The organism is Faecalibacterium sp. OF04-11AC (assembly GCF_003460645.1).
In the GTDB taxonomy this organism is placed as follows: Bacteria; Bacillota; Clostridia; order Oscillospirales; family Ruminococcaceae; genus Faecalibacterium; species Faecalibacterium prausnitzii_I.
On sequence record NZ_QTVP01000015.1, the window covers coordinates 22,156 to 39,359 of the forward strand.

17 protein-coding genes and 1 pseudogene are annotated in these 17,204 nt (G+C 58.8%); 4 read left to right on the plus strand and 14 right to left on the minus strand.

What is annotated here, in order from left to right; all coding sequences use genetic code 11:
* Positions 1 to 3: 3 nt before the first annotated feature.
* From DXA70_RS08610 to DXA70_RS15085, 9 genes are all read right to left on the minus strand, one after another.
* On the minus strand, positions 4 to 1,146 hold the full coding sequence (locus tag DXA70_RS08610; RefSeq protein WP_128118227.1) for a hypothetical protein: 1,143 nt from the start codon (positions 1,144 to 1,146) through the stop codon (positions 4 to 6).
* Positions 1,147 to 1,212: 66 nt separating this feature from the next.
* Positions 1,213 to 2,232, minus strand: a complete 1,020-nt coding sequence (locus DXA70_RS08615) for a PHP domain-containing protein (protein ID WP_128118228.1) — start codon at positions 2,230 to 2,232, stop codon at positions 1,213 to 1,215.
* 85 nt (positions 2,233 to 2,317) lie between these two features.
* Positions 2,318 to 3,217, minus strand: coding sequence for a carbohydrate ABC transporter permease (locus DXA70_RS08620; RefSeq protein ID WP_243001250.1), 900 nt, complete (start codon positions 3,215 to 3,217; stop codon positions 2,318 to 2,320).
* 23 nt (positions 3,218 to 3,240) lie between these two features.
* Complete coding sequence (locus DXA70_RS08625; protein ID WP_112148686.1) at positions 3,241 to 4,197, minus strand: sugar ABC transporter permease; 957 nt, start codon at positions 4,195 to 4,197, stop codon at positions 3,241 to 3,243.
* A gap of 39 nt (positions 4,198 to 4,236) precedes the next feature.
* Positions 4,237 to 5,430 (minus strand): extracellular solute-binding protein, encoded by a 1,194-nt coding sequence (locus DXA70_RS08630; protein ID WP_278321324.1) that lies wholly within the window; start codon positions 5,428 to 5,430, stop codon positions 4,237 to 4,239.
* 532 nt (positions 5,431 to 5,962) lie between these two features.
* Positions 5,963 to 6,178, minus strand: a complete 216-nt coding sequence (locus tag DXA70_RS15450) for an HAD hydrolase-like protein (protein ID WP_347553530.1) — start codon at positions 6,176 to 6,178, stop codon at positions 5,963 to 5,965.
* A complete protein-coding gene (locus DXA70_RS08635) occupies positions 6,094 to 6,762 on the minus strand; it encodes an HAD-IIA family hydrolase (RefSeq protein WP_347553531.1) in 669 nt (222 codons plus the stop codon). Before DXA70_RS08635 ends, DXA70_RS15450 begins: the two co-directional genes overlap by 85 nt.
* Before the next feature lie 36 nt (positions 6,763 to 6,798).
* Positions 6,799 to 7,488: an MgtC/SapB family protein gene (locus DXA70_RS08640; protein ID WP_199522866.1), complete on the minus strand. Its 690-nt coding sequence runs from the start codon at positions 7,486 to 7,488 to the stop codon at positions 6,799 to 6,801.
* A 124-nt stretch (positions 7,489 to 7,612) separates the two neighbouring features.
* Positions 7,613 to 7,744 carry a hypothetical protein gene (locus DXA70_RS15085; RefSeq protein ID WP_278321325.1) on the minus strand — a complete coding sequence of 44 codons (132 nt, stop codon included), beginning with the start codon at positions 7,742 to 7,744 and terminating at the stop codon, positions 7,613 to 7,615.
* A gap of 184 nt (positions 7,745 to 7,928) precedes the next feature.
* On the opposite strand from DXA70_RS15085, the gene DXA70_RS08645 reads away from it, so the two are divergent.
* The 4 genes from DXA70_RS08645 (at position 7,929) to DXA70_RS08660 (ending at position 11,804) form a co-directional block, all read left to right on the plus strand.
* Positions 7,929 to 8,495: a glycerol-3-phosphate responsive antiterminator gene (locus DXA70_RS08645; RefSeq protein ID WP_128118229.1), complete on the plus strand. Its 567-nt coding sequence runs from the start codon at positions 7,929 to 7,931 to the stop codon at positions 8,493 to 8,495.
* 261 nt (positions 8,496 to 8,756) lie between these two features.
* A complete protein-coding gene (locus DXA70_RS08650; protein ID WP_128118230.1) occupies positions 8,757 to 10,205 on the plus strand; it encodes an NAD(P)/FAD-dependent oxidoreductase in 1,449 nt (482 codons plus the stop codon).
* The gene (locus DXA70_RS08655; protein ID WP_022257549.1) at positions 10,198 to 11,451 is read left to right on the plus strand and encodes an FAD-dependent oxidoreductase; all 1,254 of its coding nucleotides are present in this window, start codon (positions 10,198 to 10,200) and stop codon (positions 11,449 to 11,451) included. The genes DXA70_RS08650 and DXA70_RS08655 overlap by 8 nt, the downstream gene beginning before the upstream one ends.
* Positions 11,452 to 11,456: 5 nt before the next feature.
* Positions 11,457 to 11,804 carry a DUF1667 domain-containing protein gene (locus DXA70_RS08660; protein ID WP_022257550.1) on the plus strand — a complete coding sequence of 116 codons (348 nt, stop codon included), beginning with the start codon at positions 11,457 to 11,459 and terminating at the stop codon, positions 11,802 to 11,804.
* A gap of 124 nt (positions 11,805 to 11,928) precedes the next feature.
* Here DXA70_RS08660 and DXA70_RS08665 read toward each other — a convergent pair whose 3' ends face one another.
* The 5 genes and pseudogenes from DXA70_RS08665 to DXA70_RS08685 form a co-directional block, all read right to left on the minus strand.
* Positions 11,929 to 12,624, minus strand: a complete 696-nt coding sequence (locus DXA70_RS08665) for a hypothetical protein (protein WP_128118231.1) — start codon at positions 12,622 to 12,624, stop codon at positions 11,929 to 11,931.
* Between the two features lie 17 nt (positions 12,625 to 12,641).
* The gene (locus DXA70_RS08670) at positions 12,642 to 13,337 is read right to left on the minus strand and encodes a YesL family protein (protein ID WP_022257552.1); all 696 of its coding nucleotides are present in this window, start codon (positions 13,335 to 13,337) and stop codon (positions 12,642 to 12,644) included.
* A gap of 33 nt (positions 13,338 to 13,370) precedes the next feature.
* A complete protein-coding gene (locus DXA70_RS08675) occupies positions 13,371 to 14,111 on the minus strand; it encodes a glycerophosphodiester phosphodiesterase family protein (protein WP_128118232.1) in 741 nt (246 codons plus the stop codon).
* A gap of 61 nt (positions 14,112 to 14,172) precedes the next feature.
* A pseudogene (glpK, locus tag DXA70_RS08680) lies at positions 14,173 to 15,668 on the minus strand (glycerol kinase GlpK).
* Positions 15,669 to 15,947: 279 nt separating this feature from the next.
* A complete protein-coding gene (locus DXA70_RS08685; RefSeq protein WP_347553532.1) occupies positions 15,948 to 17,204 on the minus strand; it encodes an MBL fold metallo-hydrolase in 1,257 nt (418 codons plus the stop codon).

Below are 17,204 nucleotides of genomic sequence, written 5' to 3' on the forward strand. Positions count from 1 at the left end.
GTATCAGAATTTGATCTTCCACACATGGTCGGTGCGGAACAGGCCATTGGCGTAATGGATGGCGCCGGACTCAAACAGCACATAGATGCTGCCGTCCTTGGCGTCGGCCAGCGCCTCGGTCATGGGCATGGCGGTCACGCTCTCTTTGAGGCGCTTGCTGTCCAGAATGTAACCCGGCACATCCCTGCCCTGCACGGTCAGCATGGTGTCCAGCGTCTCTCCCAGTGCCAGCGAGTAGCGGAGCAGGCTGGCGTTGTTCTTCCGGCCATAGGACTGGCTCAGGGTGACGGTATCGTCCTCCCCGGCCACGACACCCTGAATTTTGTTGGGGCCGACCAGTACCACATCCGGCTGAGCGTAATCGTCGCCATCCGCCACGGAAAGGCTCCCCTTGCTGAGGTCATAGCCCATGATGTAGCAGCCGTAGTCCTCGCCGTCGGCGCTGGCCGTGGTGTACTTCATGCCGTCCGAGAGGGGGTAATCCGCGCCCGGGTGGTAGAAGTTTCCCACCCACAAATAGCCGTGGGAACAACTCAGGAACGAGGGCGAGACCGGCACCGGGATGGTCTGCTCCAGCTTCACCTCGTGGCTGCCCTCGGCGGGCAGGTCTTTGAGGGGAATCGCGCAGATGGTGTACAGGCCGTTTTGCTTCTGGCCCGAGACGTAGAGGATGTCTTCACTGACAGCCACGCCGCCCACATGGCCGTCAAAGGGGGTGCCACCTGCATTGAGCAGGATGTACTCCGCCGTCAGCTCCCCGGTGGCGGTGTCCACGGCTAGAATGGCCGAGGATTTTCCGTCGGTGGTGTAATAGCCTGAGATGTACAGGATGCCTGTTTCATCGCACTGGTCCATGCCCTGGGGGATGAGGTTTTCCGCAAGGCCCGGAATGACCAGCCCCGGCTCCGCCTTGCTCAGGAAATCCGCAAAATCCGCTTTCTCTTTGTAGGTCTCCGTGGGCACAGTGGGGGTCTGGGTGTACTTCATGGCAGGCTCTTCCGGCTGCTCTGCCGCCTCCGAGGAAGCCACAGACGATGCAGGCACGGAAGAAGCCGAGGATGCCGGAGCACCGCCGCAGGCCGTCAGGAGCAGGGCCCCTGCCAGCAGGGCAGCAGAGAGGGATAACCCTTTTTTGAAACAGGACATTGCTTTCATCCTTTCTGTTTTGTTGTTTTGTTCGTGTTTATTCTGTTTTGTATGATCTTTTCCAGGCTATTCCGCAAGCTCTGCCCGCCGGAACGCCCGGGTATGGGCGGCTTTTCCATCGGCCGTGTAGACCGAGAAATAGACGTACTCGCCGATGGGCGGCAGGTCCAGCTCCGCGTGGGTGATGGGGCTGCCATCCGGGTTGTAAAAGCTCTTGCCCATCTTGGGGCTGCCGTGGACGACGATCCGCTGGGCCGGGCTGCAGCCGATCCGCACATGGCTGCCGTCAAACGTCAGCTCGGTGATCTCGGGGCCGGTGGTGGCATAAAAGCGGCCCTCTTCCAGCGCCCGAATGACCGCCGGGTAGGTCAGCTCCTCGGCCAGGATCTGGGTCCAGGAGCCGAACGAATCGCACATCAGATCCCCGAACGGCGCTTTGTTGTGGTTGTCGTCCGCGCCATGGACATAGAGGAATTTGCCCTTGCGTAGGAACTTATCGTACAGGGCCATGTTGCACTCGTAGCCGCTGATCTTCTCCGAGCCGGTGTTGAACACCTCCAGGCTGAAGCAGCCGTCATAGCTCAGGGTGTCTTCCTCGGCCTCCATGGACCAGCAGGGGTGGTTGTAGGTGACGAGATATCCGCTGGCCCGGGCCGTATCAATAAACCGCTGGATATATTCCCGGCTGTATTTCCGGGGGCCAAGGTCGCCCTTGTGCTCCCGCTGATGCTCGGCCACTTCCAGCGGCATATACTTGCAGAAATTGGGGTCCCAGCCGATGATGGCGGTGTTGTGCGGATCCTTTGCCAGCAGGTTGAGGTGAATTTCCGGCTTGAACAGGTCAAACTCGCAGGTGGGCGAGGGGCGGATATAGGCCTCATAGCCCGTCAGCATGAGGAAATCGTCTGTGGAAAGGGCCGTGTGGTCATAGGGAGCCTCGTGGTCCGTGATGGCCAGGATGGAGTAGCCTTTTTCCTGATAGGCTTGTACCATCTGTTCCGGCGTCAGGGTGCCGTCCGAAAGGTTGGTGTGGGAGTGCAGGTTGGCGCGGTACTGCTTCGCGCCCGGGGCAATGTACGAGAACATGGCATGTGCCTCCTTTATTGCTTTGTGCCAGAACGGCAAAAGGGCAGCCGCCGCGGGCTGCCCTTTTCCGGTTGTGTGGAGGAATTTACTTCATTGCGGCCTTGGAGTAGCCCGTCATCATATATTTCTGGAAAATGAGGAACAGGATGACCACGGGGATGATGGCCAGCACGGCGCCCGCCATGATCTCGTGATAGTTGGAAACTGCCTGGCCGGCAAAGGTGTTTTTGAGCTGTGCCAAGCCGACGGTCAGCACGCGGCGGACTTCGTTCTTGGCAATGATCTTGGGCCAGAAGTAAGCGTTCCAGCCGTTGGTAAAGGTGACCAGCGTCACGGTGAAGATGGTGGCCTTGCTCATGGGGACCAGCACATACCAGATGGTACCCAGACGGCTCAGGCCATCAATGCGGCCTGCGTCGATGTAGCTCTGGTCAATGGACATGAACGTGTTCCGCAGCATGAAGATGTAGTAAGCGGAAACTGCTTCCGGCAAAATCAGGCCCAGGAACGTATCGCACAGGTTCCAGTTGGCACACATGATGTAGATGGGGATGAACGTGACCTGCAGGGGGATCATCAACGCGCCCAGCACCACATAGAACAGGACGTTGCGGCCCTTGAAGCGGCCCACCGCGAAACCATACGCTGCCAGGACGCCGGTGCCCACCTGCAGCAGCAGGATGCCCGCCGTCATGACGATGGTGTTCCAGTAGTATTTCATGAAGTTGGCTTTCTGGAGCACGTTGAGATAGTTTTCGGGGTGGAACTCATGCGGGAAGAGCGTGGGGATGACCAGCTGCACTTCCTCGGCGGACTTGAACGACGTTGCGATCATCCAGTACAGCGGGAAGAGCATGATCAAGGTAACGATGACAGCCACAACGGTCTGTGCATGGTAGCCCACGGAATATTTTTTGTGCTTGTGCGCCTCATTGACCTCTTTGATCAGAGCCGCGTTGTCCATAGCTGTATTCTGCGTAGCCATGTCTGCATTCTCCTTTCAAAGCATTACGAGTCGTAAGTGACCGAGCGGTCGGACACTTTCATGGTCAGCACGGTGATGACCAGCAGGATGAGGAAGAACATGACGGCTGCGGTGGCCGCGCGATCCATCCGGAAGTCCACCATGGCGTAGCGGTAGATGAGGTAGACGAACACTTCCGTCGAACGGGCGGGGCCGCCGGACGTCAGGATATCCACCGACTGGAAAACTTTCATGGAAGACAGGAACGTGGTGACCAGCAGGAACAGCGTGGTGGGAGACAGCAGGGGCAGCGTGATGCGGAAGAACTTCTGGACGCCGTTTGCGCCATCCAGAGAAGCCGCCTCGTAATACTCCTGCGAAATCCCCATCATGGCCGAGAGGTAGATCATCATGCCGTAGCCGATGACACGCCAGCCGGTCAGCATCAACACCGAGGGCAGCGCCGTGGACTGCTGGTTGAGCCAGTCCACCGCCGGCAGCCCGATGCACTGCAGCAGGTAGTTGAGAACGCCGGAATCGGTGTTCAGGATCCACAGGAAGACCACTGCCGCGGAGGACATGGCCACATACTTGGGCACGAACACAAAGGCACGCATCAGGCCGAACGAGCGGGTCATCCGGTTGAACAGCAGTGCCAGCAGCATGCCGCCCACCATGGTGACGAGGATCTCGCCCATCGAGTAGAGGAACGTGACCTTGAGGGAGTTCCACAGGTATTTGGCACCGCTGCCTGCGAACAGCCACTGCCAGTTTTTCAGGCCGACATATTTCCAGGTGTCATTCAGCAGGTTCCAATCGGTAAAACTGATCTGCACCAGCTTCACGATGGGGTAGTAAGTAAACACGCCCAACAGGATCAGAGCCGGCAGAACGAAGAGGAAATCAATAAAATGGGAAAGGGTGCGCTGGGAAAAAAACGGCTTCTTGTCGGCTTTCACGGCCTGTGTGGCAGAAGCTGCGCCCGCAGCGGCTTGTTTCATGATCTCACGTCCTTTCAGGAGGTGTCGAATACTGATTTATCAAGCGTGGTCCGCCAGGATCTCGTCGATCTCCGTGACCATATCCTCGGAGTCGGAGTTCACGTCGCCGCCCTGGTTCATGATGACTTCCATGTAGTTCTTCCAGGTAGTGGCCAGCTCGCTCCAGGCGCTGTTCTGGATACGCGGGTTGATGAGGTTCAGGTTATCAAAGATGCACTGGAATGCAGGCTTCTTCTCCAGGAACTGCTTGCCCTCATCGGTCTCCAGCACGGAGTTGCGGGTGGGCAGGTAGCCGGTGCCCTCGGCCCACTCCATGTTGACTTCCTTGCCGCAGAGGAACTGCAGGAACTGCCATGCAGCGTTCTTGGTGGCCTGGTCGTTCTTGGAGGGGATGCCCAGCACGCAGCCGCCGACCTCAGAATTCTTATCGCCGGTAGAAGCGGCGGGATACCATGCCATGCCGACCTCGAAGTCCGGGCACTTGTCAACATAGTTGTTGTACAGGGAGGAGGTGTGCATAACGGAGAACGTCTTCTGATCGTAGAAGTTCTGACGCATGGTAGCGGAAGCATCGGTGCCAGCTGCAAAATAGGCATCGCCTGCATCGCACCAGTCCTTGATCATGCTGGTCACGCCCAGAGCGGTGTCGCTGCCCAGGTCGCAGGTGTTGTCATCGGTGATGATCTGCACGCCCTCATTGAGGTACAGGGTCTCGAAATACCACTGGTCCCAGCCCGGAACCACGGTGCCGTACACACCGGCGGTCTTGTGGACCTCGGCCAGGAACGGGGTAAAGTCCTCGATCTTTTCGGGGATGGTCCAGCCGTTGGCGTCGGCCATGGTCTTGTTGTAGTAGATGACCTGGGTGGAGTGCAGGAACGGCAGAGCCACCTGCTTGCCCTCGAACTGGGAGCTCAGCAGCAGACCAGCGGAGAAGTCATCGGTGTCATAACTGGTGCTCTCGATGTAGGGGTCCAGGTTCTCAAACAGGCCGCTGTCGCCGTAGGAAGCAACGTAGTCGGTGTTGGCGACGGCGATCGCGGGCAGGCCGGTTCCGGCCGCGTGGGCAGCCACCAGAGCCTCGTTGATGTCCTTGTAAGAGCCGATGTACTGGGCCTCGACGGTGATGAGGCTCTGGGTCTCGTTGAACTTCTTGACCACGTCGGCCACCAGATCGTCGTACTGAGACTCCAGCGTGCCACCAGGTAATGGTGATGGGTTCGGTGACCTCATACTTGCTGGGGTCCGCAGCCTCGGAAGCGGCCGCGCTGGATGCGGGTGCGGAAGAAGCCGCGCCGGCCTTGCCAGTGGAGCCGCCGCCAGAGCACGCGGTCAATGCTGCAGAAGCCGTCAGGATACCAGTAGCGGTCAGAAAGCTGCGACGAGAGATCTTTTTCATAGTTCTTCCTTCTTTCCTTCGTGTTTTGGTTGTTCTTTTTTCTTTTTTAAAAGCGCTCGTTCCATAGAGCGCAGGGTCCATGGTAAATTGGCATCCCATTCCCCGCTCTTCCGTTTTCAGGGACAAAAGAAAAGCGAACAATCCAAAACCGCTCGAATGGCTCTTCAAGTCTCTTTCTGGTTGTCCGCTTGGCGCTCTCATCTCTGCAAGCTAGATACAGGGTTCGTGATGCAATTCTCTGGTTTTGATGATATCATATCATCTTGGATTTTTCAACGGGAAAAACGTATTTTTTACAATTTCTATTGTCTATCTTGACCAATTTCGTCTACTTTGCCTAAATCTAACGCAAATTATAGGCAGATTTTACAATTGACAGAGCTGCTGGCCCATTTCGCCCAGCGACGCAAAGATGGCATCCGGCTGCACCTCGGAAGTCGGCACATCTTCCAGATGTGTCTCCCCTGTCAGCACCAGCAGGCCGACGGCTCCGTTTTTCACGCCGGTAGCCACATCTGTATACAGGCGGTCGCCCACAAAGGCCACTTCCGGGGCGGAAAAGCCGGTCTTGTCCAGCACCATCTCCACGGTTTCGGCAAAGGGCTTGCCAGGTACTTGGGCTGCTTGCCGGTGGAAAGGCTGATAGCGGCACAAAAGCTGCCGCAGTCCGGGATAAAGCCCGTCTCGGTGGGGCAGTTGATATCCAGATGGGTGGCTAAAAACAGCGCCCCCTCCCGGATGAACGTGCAGGCGTTGGAGAGTTTCTCGTAAGTCAAGGTGGTATCAAACCCGATGACCACAATGTCCGGTTTCTCATTTACCAGATGGATGCCCGCCTCCTGAAAGCTCTCCACCAGCGGGGGCGTGCCCACCAGATAGACGGTTTTCTCCGGATAATGGGTCTGCAGGTAGCGGATGGTCACATCGCCGCTGGTCATGATCTGGTCCCGGGTGATGGGGCAGCCCATCTTTTCCAGCTTTGCCATGTAGTCCCGGGGCGAGCGGGAAGAATTATTGGTAAAAAACAGGTACTGCTTGCCTGCTTTTTCCACAGCTTTCAAAAAATCAGCCGCTCCGGGCAAGATCTGGTTGCCCAGATAAAAGGTGCCGTCCATATCCAGCACAAACAGCTTGGTGCGCTTGAGAAGTTCCATTTTGTCGGTCATACTTTATACCACCCTTTCGGTGATGCCCGGTGCGGGTCACTCGTTGACTTCCAGCACCCACGGCAGCTTCTCCAGCTCGCCGATGATGGTCAGCTGGTCCACATTTTTACCGGGCTTGATCCGCATTTCCACACGGATGATGTCGTTTTTCTTCTGCGTTACCGTCAGGTCCACCAGTTCGCCGCCCAGTGCCTGGATCTGCTGGACGGTCTGGCTCACGGTGCCGTTCCGTCCATCGATGCGCAGGACCAGGAACATCAACCCGCCGCCGATGATGTGCTCGTTGTGGAGCAGGCTCTGGGCCGTGATGAGGATCATGGTACCGGCCACGGCAATGAGATACATCCCCGCGCCCATGGCCATGCCGATGCCGGCGGTGGTCCAGATGCCGGCGGCAGTGGTCAGGCCGGTAACACAGCGGTTGCGCTCAAAGATGATGCCCGCACCGAGGAAGCCGACGCCCGAGACCACGCTGGACGCCACGCGGGAGACATCCGCCTTGAAAAACTCGGTGAGGGGCGAGACATCAAAAAAGCCATATTTGGAGACCAGCATCATCAGGGCCGCGCCCATGCAGACGATGAGGTGGGTACGGATGCCCGCGTCTTTCAGGCGGTTGGTGCGCTCAATGCCGATGCACAGGCCACAGCAGGAGGCCAGGATCAGCCGCACGGCACAAACCATCTGAAACTCAAACGAAGACATTTGCTGCACGGTGGTCATCATGGCAGAGCCCTCCTCAACCGTCTGCGGGGTTCATAGCGATCAGCAGACCTGCTGCCCCGCTCCCGCCCCCGGTACACAAAAAAAGAGCAGACCTACAGCTTGAGAGGATAAAGCTTTCCCGTTCTCAAGCCGCTGCTTCTGCTCGTTGCTCTTTCAGGCGGCTGTGCCACATCTTCTTTTTTTCTGTCCGGCGCGCGTTCTGCCGCAGGCCGAAGTCCATGCACAGAGAGTAGCACACGATGTTCATATTTGTCAATACAAAGTTCTCACAATGCAAAATCTTTGTATGTTTTGTCGAATCCGTTCTCCAAAAACCCAGCATCTTTACCAGTGTCATTGTTGAATTTTTCAAAAAAGATTGCTTTTCTTTGGCAAAACCGTCATAATGTTTCTGGAGAAGAGAGAATTTCAGAAACAGGAAAGTGAGGAATCTCAATTTCATGAAACAGGAACTGATGGACGCCATTCAGGAAACGCCCGTCATCGCCGCGGTCAAGGATGATGACGGGCTGCAGAACGCGCTGCAAAACGAAAATATCCGGGTGGTCTTTATCCTATATGGCGATATCTGCAATATCTCCACACTGGTGCAGCGGATCCACGCGGCGGGCAAATTCGCCATCGTCCATGTAGACCTCATTGCGGGCCTTGCCAGCAAAGAGGTGGCCGTGGACTTTATCCGCAGCCAGACCGAGGCCGACGGCATCATCTCCACCCGCCAGTCGTTCATCCGCCGGGCCAAAGAACTCGGGTTGGCTGCCATCCTCCGGGTGTTCCTGCTGGACTCCATCTCGCTGGAGAGCCTGGGCAAGATGCCCGCCAACCTCCCGGACTGTCTGGACATCCTGCCCGGCACCATGCCCAAAATTCTGCGCCGGGTGTGCGCGGACGCCAAAGTGCCGGTGCTCACGGGCGGCCTGATCGCCGACAAAGAGGATGTGATGGCCGCGCTGGATGCCGGTGCCACCGCCATTTCCACCACCAATCAGGCGGTCTGGAACATGTGAGACGCATGTTCTGCAATATGCGCAAAAAGAAAAGCGGCTTTTTGTGGCTTCCTACAAATCGAGTGCAAATCCTCTAAAACGCCTTGCAATTTGGGCCGCGGGAGGGTATGATAGAGCCAACATAAGTTGTTTGTTTCAAAGAGTTATGAGCGAAACGAGCAGGGGCTATGCCTTTGTTTTGGTTCGCTCTTTTTTTGTACAAACAGCACAGCACCCCGGCTCCCGACGGGCCAAGGCGGAACTGACAGGAGGAAAAGAGTAATGTATGATGTTGCTATCATCGGCTGTGGTGTGATCGGCGCCGCTACAGCCTACGCATTGTCGCGCTACGAGAACAAAGTCGTCATTCTGGAGGCAGAAAACGACGTGGCCGACTGCACCACCAAAGCCAACAGCGCCATTCTGCACGCAGGCTACGACCCCGCTCCCGGCACCAAGATGGCACGGCTGAACGTGCGCGGTGTGGAGCTGGCCAAGGAGATCTGCGCAAAGCTGGATGTTCCCTACAAGCAGTGCGGCTCCCTCGTGCTGGCTCTGTCCGAGAGCGAGCTGCCCCACCTGCAGCACCTGTACGAGAACGGCACGGCCAACGGCGTGCCCGATATGAAAATTTTGACCAAGGAAGAAACGCTGGCCATGGAGCCCAACCTCTCCGAGAATGTCTGCGGCGCCCTGTGGGCCCCCAGCGCCGCCATCGTCAGCCCCTGGGAGTACGCCCTGGCCATGACCGAAGTGGCTGTGCGCAACGGCGTGGAGCTGCGCCGCAGCTGCCGCGTGGAAGACGCCGAGGCCATGGCCGACGGCGGCTACCGCCTGACCACCACCCAGGGCACTGTGGAAGCCCGCTACGTCATCAATGCCGCCGGTATCTGGGCCGAGAAAGTCCACTGCATGGTGGAGCCCGCCAGCTTCCACATCACTCCCACCCGTGGCGAGTACTACCTGCTGGACAAGAGCGAGGGCACCCGTGTGAATCACGTCATCTTCCAGTGCCCCAACGAGCTGGGCAAGGGCGTGCTGGTCTCCCCCACCGTCCACGGCAACCTGATCGTCGGCCCCGACGCAGTGCCTGTCAACGGTGATGATACTTCCTGCACCAGCAAGGGGCTGGAGTTCGTCAAGACCACGGCCCAGCGCAGCGTGCCCAGCATCAACTTTGGCGAGTCCATCCGCAACTTTGCAGGCGTCCGCGCCAACCTGGACGTGGACGACTTCATCATTGGCGAAGAGCCCGAGGCACCCGGCTGGATCGACCTGGCCGGCATGAAGTCCCCCGGCCTGTCCGCCGCCCCCGCCGTGGCCGAGGAAGCTGTGGGCATCCTGAAAGGGCACGGCGCTCTGGGTGCCGAAAAAGCCGATTACAAGGATGGCCGCCGCCACATCCGCTTCAAGGAGCTGTCCGCCGAGGAAAAGGCCAAGCTCGTTAAGGAGCAGCCCGCTTACGGCCGGGTCATCTGCCGCTGCGAGACCATCACCGAGGGCGAGATCCTGGCAGCCCTTCACAGCGAAGTGCCCGCCACCACCATCGACGGCGTCAAGCGCCGGGCCGGTGCCGGCATGGGCCGCTGCCAGGGCGGTTTCTGCGGCCCCCGTGTGCTGGAGCTCATCAGCAAGGAACTGGGCATGGACCCGCTGGACATCCTGCAGGACAAGAACGGCTCCAATGTGCTTGTTAGCGAAACGAAAGTAGGAGGAAAGAGCAATGGTTGATCTGGTCATTATCGGCGGCGGCCCCGCGGGCCTTGCTGCTGCCTGCAAGGCATGGGAAAGCGGCCTGCGTGATATTCTGATTCTTGAGCGCGACAAGGAGCTGGGCGGTATCCTGAACCAGTGCATCCACAACGGTTTTGGTCTGCACCGCTTTGGCGAGCAGCTCACCGGCCCCGAGTATGCCGGACGCTTTATTGATATGCTGAAGAACACCGGCGTTAAGGTCCAGCTGGACACCATGGTGCTGGAAGTGACCCCGGATAAGAAAGTGCACTGCGTCTCCAAGACCGAGGGCTACCAGATCATTGAGGCCAAGAGCATCGTTCTGGGCATGGGCTGCCGTGAGCGCACCCGCGGCGCCATCGGCACGCCGGGCACCCGCCCCGCCGGTGTGTACACCGCAGGCGCCGCCCAGCGCTATGTCAACATGGAAGGCTACATGGTGGGCAAGCGTGTCCTGATCCTGGGCAGCGGCGACATCGGCCTGATCATGGCCCGCCGCATGACGCTGGAGGGTGCGAAAGTCCTGGCCTGCGTGGAGGTCATGCCCTATTCCGGCGGCCTGACCCGCAACATCGTCCAGTGCCTGAACGATTTCAACATCCCGCTGTACCTGTCCCACACCATCGTGGATATCCAGGGCAAAGAGCGGGTGGAGAAAGCCATCGTGGCCGAGATCGGCCCCGACCGCAAGCCCATTCCCGGCACCGAGATGGAGTTTGATGTGGATACCATCCTGCTCAGCGTCGGCCTGATTCCCGAGAACGAGCTGACCAAGCAGGCCGGCATCGAGATGGACCCCCGTACCAAGGGTGCTGTGGTCTACGAGAACATGGAGACCAGCATCCCCGGCGTGTTTGCCTGCGGCAACGTTGTCCAGGTGCATGACCTGGTGGACTTCGTCTCCGGCGAGAGCGAACTGGCCGGTGTGGCCGCTGCCAAGTATGTGCAGAACGGCCCCGTGCAGGAGGGCCGCGTGCTGGCCGTCAAGCCCGGCAAAGACCTGGGCTACACCCTGCCCCAGCGCATCCGCGTGGAGGGTGTGGAGAAGAGCACCAATGTCTCGTTCCGTGTCCGCCGCATCTGCGGCAAGAGCACCATCCTCGTCAAGAGCGGCGATCAGGTCATCGCCAAGTTCAAGCGGGAACGCCTGGCCCCCGGCGAGATGGAACACATCGCCCTGCCCAGAGTCCTGCTGGACAAGGCTCCGGTGGACGAGCTGACCATTGAGATCGAGGAGGCATGAGCGATATGAAAGAAGTAATTTGCACCTGCTGCCCCAAGGGCTGCCACCTGCAGGTGGATGAAGCAAACGATTATAAAGTGACCGGCAATGGCTGCCCCAACGGCATTGCCTACGGCAAAGAGGAGCTGACCCACCCCACCCGCATCATCACCAGCACGGTCCGGGCCGAGGGCGGCCTGCATCCCCGCTGCCCGGTAAAGACCTCCAAGCCTGTGCCCAAGGGCCAGATGGCCGAGGTGGTGGCCGCGCTGGACAGCATTGTCCTCCACACCCCCATCCATGTAGGCCAGGTGGTCGTGGAGAACGTCTGCGGCACCGGTGCTGACATCGTAACCTGCCGCGACATGGATTAACAAGCTTCCTGTCACCTCCGACCCCCTGATACAACAGAAAAGGACCGGCTCGCAAGAGCTGGTCCTTTTCTGTTGCTGTAGACAGAGAACGATGAGAAATCGGAAATTGCAAATAACCAGAAGCTTACAGCCCGAAACTGTACCGCAGGAACTGCACGATCTGCTCCGGGTGGGGTGCCCCCGCCGGGACAAAGAAATAATAGGTGTGCTGGACATTGGGGTCTGCATCGGCCCCGGTGCCCGCCACAAAGCGGCTCTGGGTCATATCCAGCGCAATGGCAGTCGTTTTACTGTCCGCGTCCGTGTTGAAAAAAAGCTGATCCGCGAGGGCTTCCCGCAGGTCCGCCGGGAGAAGCGCTTCGAGGTCTTCCATGGGGAACGTGTCTTTGTAATACTCCAGCACCTCGTCGCTGGTCACCACAAAATCCAGCTCGTGCATCATCATGTAGGCGGTCAGCTTGCCGTTGCTGGCGGCGGTGTACTCGCTGGCCTCGCCCCCCAGATCAATATAGAGGGCGTCGTCAAACACGACGCGCTGCTGGCGGGTGAGGGTCTGGGTGGCGGCGTAGTCTTTCTCGATGCGTTCCGCCGGGAAGAGGTTGTACTCGTCGTTGGTGAAAAAGCCCTGCAATAAAATTTCTTTGTGGCTCTGGATGACGGCGTCCCCGATGTAGAACCCAACAAGGAGGAGCAGTGCCAGCCCGATAAACCAGAAACGGTAATAGTGCAGGATGTATCCGGCCCGCTGTTTTGCGGTCATGGGGCGGAGCTTGGCGGCCTCCGTCTCTTTCCAGCGGGCAAAATATTGCTTGATGCTCATAAGTACCCGGCCTCCGCTCACAGCATTTTATTTTTCTGGAGCTTCCGCCGCTGGCGGCGCTCCTCCTGCTTCTGCTTCCAGGCGGCTTCTTCCTCGGCCAGCTCTCCGGTGTACTTTTTGAACACCATGTCCACAAAGTAGGAGGAGGCAAAGATGGCCAGCCCCACCCAGACGAAGAAAACACCGCTGAGGTAGAAGCACCCCACGCCCGCCAGCGCCCAAACCAGCGCCAGCGTCAGGGTAACGGGCAGGTTGCCCACGGCCATGACGAAGCTGTTGGTCAGCAGCTTCTTGAGCGGGAACTCAAACACGGCCAGCAGCGGCCAGATGTAAAACGTGCAGCCCAAGAAAAGAAACGCCAGGCAGAGCACCAGTGCTCCTACCAGAATGGCCGGGAGCCCGCCCAGAAAGAGGAACAGGTTCCACACGCCCACGAGGTCGGCCGCGAAAAACGCGAGGCCCGCCACCTCCAGCAGCCAGAGCAGGGTGGCTTTTTTGAAATTGTGCCGGAACGCCTTAAAGTACCCTGAGAGGATGCCTCCCTCGGTGTCCCGTACCTGATGCATGGTATAGGAATAGAACGCCGTGGTCGCGGCCCCCATGGTGACAAGCGGCAGGCTGGTGCCCACCCACAAAAAGCTCATACAGGTGACATCCGCGATCTTTCCGATAAAATTCCAGAATTTATTTTCCGGGTCAAACAAACGGCTCATGCAACGTTCCTTCCAATTTTCAGTAGATTTGGCTTATTCAGCCTTGTTGGTGCCCTCCAGGATGTTGGTGGTGATGTAATCCACCCCCATGGCCACCATGGCGTCGCCGTCCACGGCTTCGTTGACGGTCCAGACATTGTACTCCTGACCCAGGGCGTGCACTTTCCGCACGTTGTCCGGGGTGGCGGACTTGTAGTAGATATCAATGCCCAGGTTGTACTTTTCCAGGGTATCCAGCAATTTGTCGTCCCACTCTTTGATGAGGTACTGGGCCGGCTGGGTGGGATAGCGGCGGCGCAGGAAGATCAGGTTCTTGAGGGCAAACGAGATGAAGATGACGTGGTCGAGATACCCTGCTTTCTCGATCATGGAGACGATCTTATACACGTCGCTGGCCTTGAACTCGTTCTTGAGCTCCAGCACACAATGCTTGCCATACTTCTTGCAGATCTCAATATACTCCATCAGGGTGGGGATGGTCAAGTCGATGCGGCCGCGCTTGCCGTCGATGTCCACCAGCTGCAGCTTACGCAGGGTCTCAAAGGTAGACTCCTCAATGACCAGATGGTCGAGGCCGACGCGGGCGGTGTTGTCGTCGTGGAAGATGACGAACTGGCCGTCCACCGTGCGGTGGACATCCGTCTCCACGGCAAAATAGGTGGCGCGGTTGCAGGCCGCCACAAAAGCGGAGCAGGTGTTCTCTTTCTCAATGCCGCTCAGGCCGCGGTGCGCTACCATTTTGACATTTTTATTGTCGATCTTGATCGTATCCATAGCGAAATATTTCCTTTCCGTATCGTTTTATGATTTTGTCCCCGGCATCTACCGGAGTGATTCAGTGTTTGGCCCAGTCCTGGCTGCGGCCGACAGCCTTGTGCCAGCCCTCCAGCAGCTCTTCCCTCTGGGTCTCGCCCATTTTGGGCTCAAAGAGCTGGTTGCAGCTCCACAGGTGGGTGATCTCTTCCCGGCTCTTCCAGACGCCCGTGGCAAGGCCCGCCAGGTAAGCAGCGCCCAGAGCCGTGGTCTCCCGGATGGCCGGGCGCTGTACGACTTTATCCAGAATATCGGCCTGGAACTGCATCAGGAACTGGTCCCGGCTGGCGCCGCCGTCCACCTTGAGGGTCTTGATCTTGATGCCGGTGTCCTTTTCCATGGCACCCATCAGGTCCGCGCTCTGGTAGGCGATGGATTCCTCTGCCGCCCGGATGATGTGGTTCTGGGTGGTGCCGCGGGTGATGCCCAGAATGGCACCCCGGGCGTACATATCCCAGTAGGCGCGCCCAGGCCCGTGAACGCCGGCACAATGTACACGCCGCCGTTGTCCGGCACTTTCTGGGCGTAATACTCGGAGTCGCAGCTGTCTTGGATCATGTGCATCCCGTCCCGGATCCACTGGATGACGGCACCGCCCACGAAGACCGAGCCTTCCAGCGCATACTCCACCTCACCGTTCAGGCTGATGGCAATGGTGGTCACCAGGCCGTTCTTGCTCTGGTAGATCTCCTTACCGGTGTTCATCAGCAGGAAGCAGCCGGTGCCGTAGGTGTTCTTGGCGTCGCCGGGGGCAAAGCAGCCCTGACCAAACAAAGCGGCCTGCTGGTCACCGGCTATGCCGGCCACCGGAACATCCACACCCTGGATGTTGGTGTAGCCGTAGATCTCGCTGGAATCCCGCACCTCGGGCAGGATGCCGCGGGGGATGTCCAGTGCCTGAAGCAGCTTTTCGTCCCAGTCCAGCGTGCGGATGTTGTAGAGCATGGTGCGGCTGGCGTTGGTGCGGTCGGTCACATGGACCTTGCCGCCCGTCAGCTTCCAGACCAGCCAGGTGTCCACGGTACCGAACAGCAGCTCCCCTGCTTCAGCCTTTTCCCGTGCCCCGGGAACGTGATCCAAAATCCACTTGATCTTGGTGGCGGAGAAGTAGGCGTCCGGCACCAGGCCGGTGTTCTCCCGGATGTATTCGTCCATACCGGGGGTCTTGAGCAGCTCGTCCACGATGGGGGCCGTGCGGCGGCACTGCCAGACGATGGCGTTGTACACCGGGCGGCCGGTGGCACGCTCCCACAGGATGGTGGTCTCGCGCTGGTTGGTGATGCCGATGCCCGCAATGTCGCGGGGGTCCACGCCGCTCTGGGCGATCACCTCGTTCATCACGCCGTACTGGCTGGACCAGATCTCCATGGGGTTATGCTCCACCCAGCCCTGATGGGGGTAGATCTGCTCAAATTCCCGCTGCTGCACACAGAGGATGTTCTGCTCGTTGTCAAACAGGATGGCACGGCTGCTGGTCGTGCCCTGATCCAGCGAGAGAATGTACTTGGTCTGGCTCATATGAACTCTCCTTTTTCTGGTACGATCACGGACAAAAAAAGAGCGTGACAAACCAAAGCTTCCGTTGCTCTGTCTGCCACTCTCCTACTCTGAACAAACATCTATTCGCTTGGGTTTATTGTACTCCCACGGCAGAAGAATTACAAGCGCCTCCCACATTTTTGGTGGCTGTGCACAAAGGAGCACGCTGCCTCTTGAACACTCTGCCCGAAACCGGAACGCAAAACGCCCCCGCGCCGAGCCGGAATCTTCCGGTGCTCTGCACAGGGGCGCGGTTCTTTATTGGATGCAGGTGCTGCAGGGGGTATAGCCCGCGGCCACGGCCTCGTCGTAGCTGGAGAACAGGATCTGATTTTTCTCCGCCGGGAGGTTGGGGCAGGTGGGCAGGTGGAACTTTTTGCTGTTCACATTGCCGATGTAGGCCTGCTGCGCCGTACTGGACGCTGCAGGAGCAGTGGGGTTCAGCTGGCTGTCCGGCACAAAGTGCTCGGTGCCCACGGTGAGGTTCTGACCGTCGCTGCCGATGGTGATGGTGCCCTGCAGGTCGGTGCGGTAGACGTCCACCTTTGCGTCCCGCAGGATGCTTAACGTCTCCTCGTGGGGATGGCCATACTTGTTGTTCACCCCGCAGGAGATGATTCCCATTTCCGGCAGGACCGCGTTCAGGAAGACATAGCTGGTGGAGGTGGAAGAACCGTGGTGGCCCACCTGCAGCACATCCACCTTGAGGTTGGCCCCGCTGTTGACGAGGTCCCGTTCGGCGTCGGCTTCCATATCACCCGTGAGCAGAAAGCTGGTGGCACCGTAATCAATGCGGAGGACAATGGAGGTATCGTTGGTGTCACTGTACTGCGCCACCGGGCCCAGCTGGGTGATGGTTGCCCCGCCCAGCTGCCAGGTAGTGCCCACAGCGGGCACCTCTACCTGTAAGCCCTGCTGCTGGGTGTACTTGACGAAATCCTGAAAACACTTGGTGCTGGCCTCCGTCACCGGGGCATAGACGTGGTTGGCCGGGAAGTAAGCCAGTGCCGCGGCCAGACCGCCCACATGGTCCTCGTGGGCGTGGGAGCAGAAGACGTATTCCAGCCCCTCCACGCCCTGATTCTGTAAGTAGGAGACCACGAGGCTGCCGTCGTCCACATTGCCGCCGTCGTAGAGCATGAACTGCCCGTCGCACTCGATCAGCACGCTGAGGGCCTGCCCCACATCGATGAAGTGCATCTCAAACGGGGCATTGACGGAGTCCACGGTGGAGGCCGACGCCGCCGGGTTGGGGATGACGTCGGCGTTGCCGCCCGGGACAACGCCCGAGACATCACAGGCGGCCAGACTCAGAGCCAGCGCCGCCGCAACGGCCAGCGCGGCCAGACGGCGGAACAGCCCCGGCTTTTGGGCGGGGGTCACTTTTTCTTTTTGGAAGTTTTCCACGTTGCATTCTCTTTCTGTTGATTGTTTTCGGTTTATGGGTGACGGCGGAACAGCCCCGGCTTTTGGGCGGGGGTCACTTTTTCTTTTTGGAAGTTTTCCACGTTGCAT

Coding starts and splice junctions, on each gene's coding strand:
- DXA70_RS08610 (WP_128118227.1), bottom strand. CDS start 1,146: ATGTCCTGTTTCAAAAAAGGGTTATCCCTCTCTGCTGCCCTGCTGGCA.
- DXA70_RS08615 (WP_128118228.1), bottom strand. CDS start 2,232: ATGTTCTCGTACATTGCCCCGGGCGCGAAGCAGTACCGCGCCAACCTG.
- DXA70_RS08620 (WP_243001250.1), bottom strand. CDS start 3,217: ATGGCTACGCAGAATACAGCTATGGACAACGCGGCTCTGATCAAAGAG.
- DXA70_RS08625 (WP_112148686.1), bottom strand. CDS start 4,197: ATGAAACAAGCCGCTGCGGGCGCAGCTTCTGCCACACAGGCCGTGAAA.
- DXA70_RS08630 (WP_278321324.1), bottom strand. CDS start 5,430: ATGAGGTCACCGAACCCATCACCATTACCTGGTGGCACGCTGGAGTCT.
- DXA70_RS15450 (WP_347553530.1), bottom strand. CDS start 6,178: ATGGTGCTGGACAAGACCGGCTTTTCCGCCCCGGAAGTGGCCTTTGTG.
- DXA70_RS08635 (WP_347553531.1), bottom strand. CDS start 6,762: ATGACCGACAAAATGGAACTTCTCAAGCGCACCAAGCTGTTTGTGCTG.
- DXA70_RS08640 (WP_199522866.1), bottom strand. CDS start 7,488: ATGATGACCACCGTGCAGCAAATGTCTTCGTTTGAGTTTCAGATGGTT.
- DXA70_RS08645 (WP_128118229.1), top strand. CDS start 7,929: ATGAAACAGGAACTGATGGACGCCATTCAGGAAACGCCCGTCATCGCC.
- DXA70_RS08650 (WP_128118230.1), top strand. CDS start 8,757: ATGTATGATGTTGCTATCATCGGCTGTGGTGTGATCGGCGCCGCTACA.
- DXA70_RS08655 (WP_022257549.1), top strand. CDS start 10,198: ATGGTTGATCTGGTCATTATCGGCGGCGGCCCCGCGGGCCTTGCTGCT.
- DXA70_RS08660 (WP_022257550.1), top strand. CDS start 11,457: ATGAAAGAAGTAATTTGCACCTGCTGCCCCAAGGGCTGCCACCTGCAG.
- DXA70_RS08665 (WP_128118231.1), bottom strand. CDS start 12,624: ATGAGCATCAAGCAATATTTTGCCCGCTGGAAAGAGACGGAGGCCGCC.
- DXA70_RS08670 (WP_022257552.1), bottom strand. CDS start 13,337: ATGAGCCGTTTGTTTGACCCGGAAAATAAATTCTGGAATTTTATCGGA.
- DXA70_RS08675 (WP_128118232.1), bottom strand. CDS start 14,111: ATGGATACGATCAAGATCGACAATAAAAATGTCAAAATGGTAGCGCAC.
- DXA70_RS08685 (WP_347553532.1), bottom strand. CDS start 17,204: ATGCAACGTGGAAAACTTCCAAAAAGAAAAAGTGACCCCCGCCCAAAA.